The sequence below is a fragment of the [Pseudopropionibacterium] massiliense genome (assembly GCF_900607225.1).
GTDB lineage: Bacteria > Actinomycetota > Actinomycetes > Propionibacteriales > Propionibacteriaceae > Arachnia > Arachnia massiliensis.
Genome location: NZ_LR027842.1, coordinates 586189 through 595534, shown reverse-complemented (window position 1 = coordinate 595534; position 9346 = coordinate 586189). Strand labels below are relative to the sequence as shown.

Sequence of the window (9346 nt, the reverse complement as noted above, 5' to 3'; positions counted from 1 at the left end):
CCTTGATCTCGGGGGGCGGGAAGGTCACCTCCCCGTCACGGACGATGGTCATGGTGCGCACCACCTCGTCGTCGAAGTCGATGACGAGGTTCCCGTCCTTGCCGGGGGTCATGAGCTTGAGGGCGTTGACGAGGTTGGTGCCGTAGAGCTGCGACGACTGCCCGGGCAGCCGGGAGGACAGGTCGGTGTAGCCGATGATGGTCACCCCGTTGTCGGTGACGTGGCTCTCGCCGGGCCGGGTGAGTTCGCAGTTTCCGCCGCCGGAGGCCGCCATGTCCACGATCACCGACCCCGGTTTCATGGATTCCACCATCTCGGCGGTGATCAACCTGGGCGAGGGTTTCCCGGGGATGGCAGCGGTCGTGATGATGATGTCCACCTCACGGGCCTGGGCGGCGTACAGCTCGGCTGCCCGTGCCGCGTAGTCGGCGCCGACCTCTTTCGCGTAGCCGTCGGAGCTGACCCCCTGGTCGGCCCGGCCGACGTGCAGGAAGGTGGCGCCCATGGATGTGACCTGTTCGGCCGTCTCGGGGCGCACGTCGGTCGCCCGCACGACGGCGCCCAGCGAGTTGGCGGCGCCGATGGCGGCGAGTCCTGCGACACCGGTGCCGATCACGAGCACGGTGGCGGGGGGCACCTTGCCGGCCGCGGTCACCTGGCCGGTGAAGAATCGCCCGAAGGCGTGGGCCGCCTCGACGACGGCCCGGTAGCCGGAGATGTTGGCCAGGGAGCTGAGGGCGTCGAGGGCCTGGGCGCGGGAGGTGCGCGGCACCATGTCCATGCTGAGGGCGTTGATGCCCTGGGCCGCGATCCTCCGGGTCAGGCTCGGGTCCTGTCGGGGTGCCAGGAAGGACATCAACGTGGCGCCCGGGCGCATGTCCAACAGTTGCGCGTCCGAGGGCGCCCCGACCGCGAGCACGATGTCACGGTTCCAGGCGTTGTCGACGATCACTCCACCGACTTCGCGATAGGCGTCGTCGTCGAACGAGGCACCCAGGCCCGCCCCTGTCTCCACGAAGACGTGGTAGCCGAGTTTCCGCAGCTGAGCGACGGTCGTGGGGGTGGCGGCCACGCGCGTGTCGTTGGTTTCCCGAGGTACACCGATGTCCATGGGGGTCACGCTATCGTCCATCAACCGTCCTGCGCATCCAAGGTGAGACTGAGACCGTGTCCGAAGGGTGACGTCGGGCGGCTGACGAAACCGCCAGCCGCCCGACGTCTGGACCGGACCGGGAACGCCTCTCGGCGAAAGGCCGCTCGCAGCGGCTCAAGGTGGAGCCCGGGGTTACCGCGATCCGGTGAGTCCCATAGTAGCGTGAACTTTGCCGATCACCAGAGCTTGCCGGCATCCCAGGACTTGGAACACCCTTCCAGCTCCGCGGCAAGCTGATCCCAGCGGGGCCCGAGGCGTCTGCCGATGATCGCCGCCCGGGCGCACAGATCACCGAAGTCTCCCTCGTACTCCCCCGCGAGAACGCTGCGCACATCCTCGGCGACGGGCCCTTCGGGAAGTTTCCGCTCAATCTGTCGCAACCTCCAGAGCGACCCGGGCAGTGACACCGCCGCCATCCGGGACCAGAGTTCCAGGAGGTCCTCGATTCCCTCGGCCGCTATGTACTCCACCAGTCGGGCACGCACAGCGGGCACCGCCTTGTCCCCCACCATGTGAACGAGAACAGCGGCGGTGTCGTGAGCGGTGCTGCTCTCGTCCGCCGGATCCCCGGAACCATTGAACTCTTCAAGGATGTCACTTGGTCGCCTCACGGGTTTGTGGAACTGACGCACTTCGTCTTCCCTCCTTGAATGAGTATTCATCCGCCACTCCTTGAAGGCTAGTCCTGGCCCAGGACAATATGCAGTAACTCTCGGTCAGAGCTTGGCCTGGCGAGCATCTGACGCAGCGATTGTATGCAGGTAACTTCTGCCGTCCGCCACCCTATCGAACGGACCACTGAACCCAGCTCAACCCCTTGTGGAGCACGAAACACCCGGTCGAAAGCGGCTGCAAACGCCGGCTGCCCCTGCTCCAGTGAGGCAAAGATCATTCCTCCATGGTCGTCCAAAAGGATGACACGCAAACACGCCTCGTGTCCAACTTCGGGCGTGGCCAACGCACCCAGGTCGTGTTGCAGGGTGAGGTCACCCAGCAACAACGTCGTCGGCGCTCCGGTCGCCAGGGCGATTCCGGTCGCGGTCGCAACGGTACCGTCTATCCCGGCGAGTCCGCGATTGGCCCAGCAGAAACCGGGGTTCGGGTTGATCGGCGCGAGGTCCGCGTAACGGATGCTGGAGCTGGCGCCGAAGACCAGGTTCTCGCCGGGCCGCGTGGCCGCGACCACCTCCGCCGCCACGGCCTCTCCCGTCAGTTCCCCCGGTTCACGGGTCGTCGCGCCCTCCGGCTGCTGCCAGCGGGCCAGCCAGGCCGGGTCGCCGTGCGGCAGCAGGACGCGGTCGACCACCCGTGCGGCGGCGTGTCCGGGATCGATCCAGTCGGCGTGCGGGGCGACGACGATCAGCTCGACGTCGCCGCGGCCCAGCAGCTCGGCAACGGGCCTGGACAGGGTGGGATGACCGAACACCACGACGCGTTCGATCTCCGGCCCGAGGGCGGGCAGCAGCTCCCGGTAGCGGGGCACGGCGCTGCCGGCGCGGGCGTTGCTGGAAGGTTCGGCCAGCAGCGGCACCCCCGCCACCTCCGCTGTGGCCCGGGCCTCCGCCCCCACCGCGGGGGGCGCGTCCCCCGCGAGCACCACGGTGCGAGCCGCTCCCGCCGCCTCGTACACCTCGACGCCGACACTCGGGGCGATGACCGGGCACACCTCCTGGGGTTCGGGAGCCGGGGTGGCGGCGTCGACGAGCGGGGTCTCGAACTCCACGTTGACCTGCACGGGCCCCGGGCGGCGGGTCCTCGTGCCTGCGGCCAGGACGCAGGCCCGGGTGATCGTCGCCCGCCACGCCGGTTCGGTGCCCGTTCCGGAGGCCAGCCGCAGCACCCCGACCGCGGCGGGACCGAGGATCCCCAGCTGGTCGCAGGTCTGGTTGGCTCCCGTGCCCACCAGGGTCGCGGGGCGGTCGGCGGTCAACAGCAGCAGCGGGATCCCGGAGGCGCGCGCCTCCATGGCGGCGGGCACCAGGTTCCCCACGGCCGTCCCGGATGTGGTGGCCACCGCGACGACCCTGCCCGAGGCCTTCGCCATCCCGAGGGCGGTGAAGGCCGCGACGCGTTCGTCGATCCTGACGTGCAACCTCAGCAGCCCGGCGGTCTCGGCCGCGTGGAGGGCCAGGGAGATCGGGGCGTTGCGGGAACCGGGCGCCAACAGCACGTCCCGGATGCCGGAGGCCAGCAGGGCCTCCACGATCACCTTTCCCAGCAGGGGGGAGTTCACGGCAGCCCCACCCCCGCGACCGCCGAGACCCGGCGCAGCCTGTCCAGCCACCAGCGTTCGGTCCGTGCATCGGCGCGGCAGGCCTCCGCCAGCGCGTCGTCGACGTGCACGGGACGCACCTCGATCTGACCCGCGGCCGGCAGCAGCGGGTGCGCGGTGACGTCGCGTTCCAGGAGCCTGCCGGTTTCCAGGCCGCAGGCGAACGGCAGCTCCGGCAGGGCCGCGGCCAACCGCAGGCCCGCATCCAGCCCGACGGAGGTCTCCACGGCGCTGGAGACCACCACGGGAAGCCCCAGCCGCTCCGCCAGGTCGAGGCAGGCGGCGGCCCCACCGAGCGGCTGCACCTTCAACACCACCACGTCGGCCGCGCCGAGTTCCAGCACCCGCAGGGGGTCGGCGGCCCGCCGGATGGATTCGTCGGCCGCGATCGCGACCAGGCCGTCCAGGCGGCGGCGCAGCTCGGCGAGCCCCTCGGCGCCGGCGCAGGGCTGCTCCACGTATTCGAGGTCGAACTGCGCGAGCTCCCGGATCGCAGTTTCCGCCAGGGCAGGCGTCCAGGCCCCGTTGGCGTCGACGCGGATCGCCCCGCCGGGCAGGGCGGCGCGGGCGGCCGCCACCCGGGCCACGTCGTCGTCGAGGTCCTCGCCGGGGGCCGCGACCTTGACCTTCAGGGTGCGGCACCCGGATTCCGCGGCCCGCCGCGCCACCTCGCCGGGGGCGATGGCGGGGATGATGCCGTTGACGGCGACGCGGTCACGCAGCGGCTCGGGGGGACCCTCGCGGGCCTCCGCGACGGCTGCCCGCAGCCAGGTGGCGGCCTCCTCGTCGCCGTATTCCCGGAAGGGACTCCACTCGGCCCAGCCCGCCTCGCCCTCGAACAGGATTCCCTGCCGCCGGGTGACGCCCCGGAACGGAACCCGCAGGGGGATGTCGAAGACGATCACCGGCCGACCACCGCCCCCAGCAGCAGCCCGGCGGCCATCGCCAGCTCCGTGAAGGACGTGGCCTGGAGCATCGCGATCAGGTCGCGTCCGACGGCCCCGCCCAGCAGCCGCGCGGCGGGGCCCAGAACGAGGATGAAACCCAGCAGCCCCAGGCCCGCCCACGGCGTGCTGAGCGCCATCACCACCAGCACCGAGGCCGCGCCGACCACCAGCAGGGCCACGAAGAAGACCCGGGTTCCGGAATCACCCAGCCGGGTGGCGAGGGTGCGTTTGCCCACCTCGGCGTCGGCGGCGAGGTCGCGGAGGTTGTTGACCACCAGCAGGGCGCTCGCCAGGGCCCCGATCCCGACGGCCGCCACCCAGGAGGCAGGCGGCGCGGAGCCGAAGGTGACCAGGGTGGTGCCGACCGTTGCGACCAGACCGAAGAACACGAAGACCATCACCTCCCCGAGGCCGCGATACCCGTAGGGCCGGGAACCGCCCGTGTAGTACCAGGCCGCGAGGATGCTGGCGGCCCCGATGGCCAGCAGCCACCAGTACCCACTGATCACGACGACGACGCTCCCCAGCGCCGCGGCGACACCGAAGCACAGGAAGGCGGCCCGTTTCACCGCTCCGGGACGCGCCAAACCGGATGCGGTCAACCGGATCGGGCCGACACGCACGTCGTCGGTGCCGCGAATTCCGTCGGAGTAGTCGTTGGCGTAGTTGACCCCCACCTGAAGGGCCAGCGCCACCCCGAGGCAGAGCAGGGGAAGCAGGATCAGGCGCCACAGGGGCGGCGTGGGGCCGGTCCCGAGTCCTGCCGCCACTCCCGCCAGGATGGGTGCGGCGGCGGCGGGAAGGGTCCGGGGCCGGGCGCCGGCCACCCATGTGGAGAAGCTCATGATGGGGTCATGCTAGTGGTTCTCACCAGCAATGAGGCCATCGAGCGCCTCGCGGTCCGGTTTGCCCCCGGGGGTGCGCGAGATCGAGGTGACGACCAGCTGCCGCGGCAGCCACGTCCTGGGCAGCGCACCCGCGAGGGTCCTGCGCCAACCCTTCAGGTCACCGCCGGGGGCGAACAGCACCACCCGCCGCCCCCACTCCGCGTCCGGGACGGCCAGCACCGCGGTCTCCGGATCGATGCGGGCGGCGGCTGCCCGCACCTCGGCCAGGTCGATGTTCACCCCACCGGAGATGACCACGTCGTCGACGCGCCCGGTGATCACGAGCCTGCCGTCCTCCCAGCGTCCCCGGTCACGGGTGAGCAGCGTGCCGCCGTCCATGGCCGCGGCGGTCGCGGCGGGGTCGTCCAGGTAGCCGTCGAACAGCGTCGGGCCGCCGATGACCACCCGGCCGTCGCGCACCCCGATCCCGACCCCCGGCAGCGGTTCCCCGTCCCAGACCACCCCGCCGCAGGTCTCCGACATGCCGTAGCTCTCGACGACGGCCAGCCCCGCGTCCCCGGCGCGTTCCCGCAGCCCCGACCCGAGGGGGGCGCCGCCCAGCAGGATCAGGTCGAAGGCCCGCAGCAGCTTCGTGACGGCGGCATCGCCCAAGGCGCGGTGCAGCTGGGTGGGTACCAGACTGATGGCGTCACCGTCACCGGTGGGGGCGAGCCCGTCCAGATCGGACGGAATCACGGGTGTTCCCCGACCCGCCACCGCCGAGCGCACCCGCACCATCAGCCCGGCCACGTAGCGCCCGGGCAGGGCGAGATGCCAGGTCAGGTCACCCCCCACGCGTTGCCGGGCCGCCTCGGCGGCGGCCCGCAACGCCGCCCGGGACAGCACGACGCGCCGGGCCGATCCCGTCGTGCCGGAGGTCTGCACCACCGCCCCCACGCGCCGCGGCAATCGGGGGGCCGGGCCGTCGGCCAGCCACAGAGCAGGGCCGCCCTCCAACATCCGGGACACATCCGAGACCATCGTCACCACCTTTGTTCCTCGGTCGCGACGCGACCCTAACACCGGGGACGGGAATCGGATTCCGGGAGCTAGAATTGCCCCGTGCTCAAGGTGCTTCTGATCGTCGCAGTGGTGATGCTCACCATCTACTGCGTCGTCGAACTGGCACAGGCCAAGGGGGCTCGCGTGCGCGCCATGCCCCGGTGGTTGTGGTTGTTCGTCGTGATCTGCGTCCCGGTGATCGGCCCGTTCGCCTGGTTGCTCGCGGGGCGCCCCTCCTCGCGTCCCAGGCCCCGCCAGCTCGCCCCCGACGATGACGAGGACTTCCTGCGCGGCCTGCACTGAAACCACTTCGACTGCTTCGCGGGGAAATCGCCCGGAAATGGAAAGGACACCCATGCTTGACAGCCCTGATGCCCTGAGCACCTGGCTGAAATCGACCGCCGCGGAGTTCGAGGCCCGCATCGACGAACTGGACGGGCTGGACGCCGCCATCGGCGACGGCGACCACGGCACGAACATGGCACGCGGCATGGCCACCGCCGCGACGATCGTTCCCGGCCCGGACACCACCACGCGTCAGTACCTCAACCAGGTGGGCATGGCCCTGGTGAGTTCCGTCGGCGGGGCCTCGGGGCCGCTGTACGGAACGTTCTTCCTGCGGGTCGGGCAGCTCTGGCAGTCCCCGCACACCGTCTCCAGCATCTGGCAGGCGTTGAAGGCCGGACGCGACGGGATCGCATCGCGGGGCAGGGCACAGGCGGGCGACAAGACCATGCTGGACGCCCTGTGCCCCGCCATCGATGTGCTCGAGCACGCGGCCGTGGAACGCGACGAGGAACCCTCCGCCAGCCTGAAACGAGCCGCCGCCGCCGCGCGGGCGGGGGCCGAGGCCACCCGCGACATGCTGGCCCGTCGCGGCCGGGCGGCGCACTACGGGGAGCGTTCCATCGGGCACCTCGACCCGGGTGCCGTGTCCATGGCGATGATCCTCGACAGCGCTTCCCGCCACCTCTGACCCCACCGGAAAGGTCACGTTCCCGCGGAATATCTGCGCATTTCCGGCCCCGACATGAGCATTTCGCGCAGTTTGAATAGGCTTCGCGCATGGTTTCGCACACCGCACCGCACAAAGCCGTCATTCTCGCCCGTGGTCTCGGGTCACGCATGCGCAGGGCCGCCGACCACATCGCACTGACCGCCGAGCAGAGCAGGGCCGCCGACGCCGGGGTGAAGGCCATGATCTCCCTGGACGGCCGCCCCTTCCTGGACTTCGTGATCTCGGCCCTGGCGGACGCCGGTTTCAGCGAGGTCTGCCTGGTGATCGGTCCCGAGCACGACCTGATCCGCGACCACTACGACGGCATCACCACGCGGCGCGTGCGCATCTCCTACGCCGTGCAGGCCGAGCCCCTCGGCACCGCGAACGCGGTGCTGGCGGCGGAGGAGTTCGCGGGCGAGGACCGGATACTGGTGCTCAACTCGGACAACTACTACCCCACCGAGGCCCTCGAACTGCTGCACGAGGTGCCCGGTTCCGCGCTGGTGGGTTTCACCCGCGAGGGCATGCTGAACCACTCCAACATTCCCGCCGAACGCATCGCGGCGTTCGCACTGGCCACTGCCGATACCGAGGGCAACCTGGCCGAACTGGTGGAGAAACCCGACGAGGCCACGGTGGAGCGCTTGGGTGACGGGGCCGTGATCTCCATGAACTGCTGGCTGTGCACGCCCGCGATCTTCGCGGCCGCCCGCGCCATTCCGAGATCGGCGCGCGGCGAGTACGAGATCACCGACGCGGTGCGACGCGCCATCGCCGACGGTGACCCGTACCGCTTGGTTCGCGCGGATCTCGGGGTGCTCGACATGTCGAACCGCGGGGACATCGCATCCGTGGTGGAGGCCCTGCGCGCCCGGGAAGTGCTCCTGTGACCGCGTGGTTCGTGCCCGGGAGGCTGGAGGTCCTCGGCAAACACACCGACTACGCGGGCGGGAACTCGCTGCTGGCAGCGGTGGAGCAGGGAATCACGGTGGAGCTGGAGGATGCGGCCTCCGGGTTCTCCGCCGTCACGACGGCCTCACCCGGGGAGGAACTGACCCTCCTCCCCGGGCACGCGAGCGGTCTTCCCGCCGGACACTGGGGCGGTTACCTGCAGACGGTGATCGACCGGCTGGCCCTCAATTTCGGTGGGCTGCGTCCCGCGCGGCTGGTCATCGACTCGACGCTGCCGCTGGCCTCCGGCATGTCGTCGAGTTCGGCGCTGGTGGTGGCGGTGGCCCTGAGCCTGATCGACCACAACGGCTTCCGTGAGCGCCCCGAGTGGCGGGAGAACATCGGCTCCCGCACCGACCTGGCCGGATACCTGGCCTGCATCGAGAACGGCATGACCTTCGGGTCGCTGACCGGGATGCGGGGTGTCGGGACCTTCGGCGGCTCCGAGGACCACACCGCCATGCTGTGCTGCCACGCAGACCGGTTGACGCAGTTCCGGTTCTGCCCGATCCGTCAGGGCGATTCCGTTTCCCTGCCCGGGGACCTGAGTTTCGTCGTCGGGGTCTCCGGGGTCCTGGCCGAGAAGACCGGGGCGGCCCTGGAGCTGTACAACGCGGCGTCGCTGCGCACCCGGGAGATCGTCGCCGCGTGGAACTCCGCCACCGGCTCGGAGGACCTCACGATCGGAGACGCCCTCACCGGCGACGGGGACGCCCGGGAGGGCCTCACCGCGGTCGTCGCCCACTCACCCGAGCTGGCGTCGCGGTTGAGGGCCTTCCTGACCGAGTCGGAGGAGCTCATCCCGGCCGCGGTCGACGCCCTGGCCACTGGTGACCTCGACGCCTTCGGGGAGCTGGCCGAGCGTTCCCAGCGCAACGCCCGGGACAACCTGGGCAACCAGGTGCCCGAGACCATCCGGATGCAGGCCCTGGCCCGCGACCTGGGTGCGCGGGGCGCATCCAGTTTCGGGGCGGGCTTCGGCGGCTCGGTGTGGGCCCTGGTGCCATCCGCGGACGCCGACGGTTTCGCCGCCGCCTGGGGGGAGCGCTACGTCGCCGAGTTCCCGGGGGTCGCGGAGAGGGCCAGCACCCTGATCACCCGCCCCGGCGGCCCGGCCCGACGCCTCTGACCTCC

10 protein-coding genes are annotated in these 9346 nt (G+C 70.9%); 4 read left to right on the top strand and 6 right to left on the bottom strand.

Annotated elements, in window-relative coordinates; all coding sequences use genetic code 11:
- From E0E39_RS02470 to E0E39_RS02445, 6 genes are all read right to left on the bottom strand, one after another.
- Positions 1-1111: Re/Si-specific NAD(P)(+) transhydrogenase subunit alpha (locus E0E39_RS02470; RefSeq protein WP_130875608.1), on the bottom strand; the 1111-nt coding region annotated here is incomplete at its 3' end.
- 218 nt (positions 1112-1329) lie between these two features.
- Positions 1330-1785: a hypothetical protein gene (locus E0E39_RS02465; RefSeq protein WP_130873325.1), complete on the bottom strand. Its 456-nt coding sequence runs from the start codon at positions 1783-1785 to the stop codon at positions 1330-1332.
- Positions 1786-1832: 47 nt separating this feature from the next.
- The gene (gene menD / locus E0E39_RS02460; RefSeq protein WP_165444609.1) at positions 1833-3386 is read right to left on the bottom strand and encodes a 2-succinyl-5-enolpyruvyl-6-hydroxy-3-cyclohexene-1-carboxylic-acid synthase; all 1554 of its coding nucleotides are present in this window, start codon (positions 3384-3386) and stop codon (positions 1833-1835) included.
- Positions 3383-4330: an o-succinylbenzoate synthase gene (locus E0E39_RS02455; RefSeq protein ID WP_130873323.1), complete on the bottom strand. Its 948-nt coding sequence runs from the start codon at positions 4328-4330 to the stop codon at positions 3383-3385. Before E0E39_RS02455 ends, menD begins: the two co-directional genes overlap by 4 nt.
- Positions 4327-5220: a 1,4-dihydroxy-2-naphthoate polyprenyltransferase gene (locus tag E0E39_RS02450; protein ID WP_207302533.1), complete on the bottom strand. Its 894-nt coding sequence runs from the start codon at positions 5218-5220 to the stop codon at positions 4327-4329. The genes E0E39_RS02455 and E0E39_RS02450 overlap by 4 nt, the downstream gene beginning before the upstream one ends.
- Positions 5221-5229: 9 nt before the next feature.
- Complete coding sequence (locus E0E39_RS02445) at positions 5230-6240, bottom strand: AMP-binding protein (protein ID WP_245988173.1); 1011 nt, start codon at positions 6238-6240, stop codon at positions 5230-5232.
- Positions 6241-6321: 81 nt separating this feature from the next.
- Here E0E39_RS02445 and E0E39_RS02440 point away from each other — a divergent pair, with 81 nt between their 5' ends.
- The 4 genes from E0E39_RS02440 to E0E39_RS02425 all read left to right on the top strand — a co-directional run bounded on the left by E0E39_RS02440 (position 6322) and on the right by E0E39_RS02425 (position 9341).
- On the top strand, positions 6322-6564 hold the full coding sequence (locus tag E0E39_RS02440; RefSeq protein WP_130873321.1) for a PLD nuclease N-terminal domain-containing protein: 243 nt from the start codon (positions 6322-6324) through the stop codon (positions 6562-6564).
- Positions 6565-6616: 52 nt separating this feature from the next.
- Positions 6617-7237, top strand: a complete 621-nt coding sequence (gene dhaL, locus E0E39_RS02435) for a dihydroxyacetone kinase subunit DhaL (RefSeq protein WP_130873320.1) — start codon at positions 6617-6619, stop codon at positions 7235-7237.
- Between the two features lie 89 nt (positions 7238-7326).
- On the top strand, positions 7327-8151 hold the full coding sequence (locus tag E0E39_RS02430; RefSeq protein ID WP_130873319.1) for a nucleotidyltransferase family protein: 825 nt from the start codon (positions 7327-7329) through the stop codon (positions 8149-8151).
- Positions 8148-9341, top strand: coding sequence for a galactokinase family protein (locus tag E0E39_RS02425; RefSeq protein ID WP_130873318.1), 1194 nt, complete (start codon positions 8148-8150; stop codon positions 9339-9341). Before E0E39_RS02430 ends, E0E39_RS02425 begins: the two co-directional genes overlap by 4 nt.
- Positions 9342-9346: the final 5 nt, after the last annotated feature.

What these genes read in the sequence shown, in the direction of transcription:
- dhaL (WP_130873320.1), top strand. Translation starts at nt 6,617, where the DNA reads ATGCTTGACAGCCCTGATGCCCTGAGCACCTGGCTGAAATCGACCGCC.
- E0E39_RS02445 (WP_245988173.1), bottom strand. Translation starts at nt 6,240, where the DNA reads ATGGTCTCGGATGTGTCCCGGATGTTGGAGGGCGGCCCTGCTCTGTGG.
- E0E39_RS02430 (WP_130873319.1), top strand. Translation starts at nt 7,327, where the DNA reads ATGGTTTCGCACACCGCACCGCACAAAGCCGTCATTCTCGCCCGTGGT.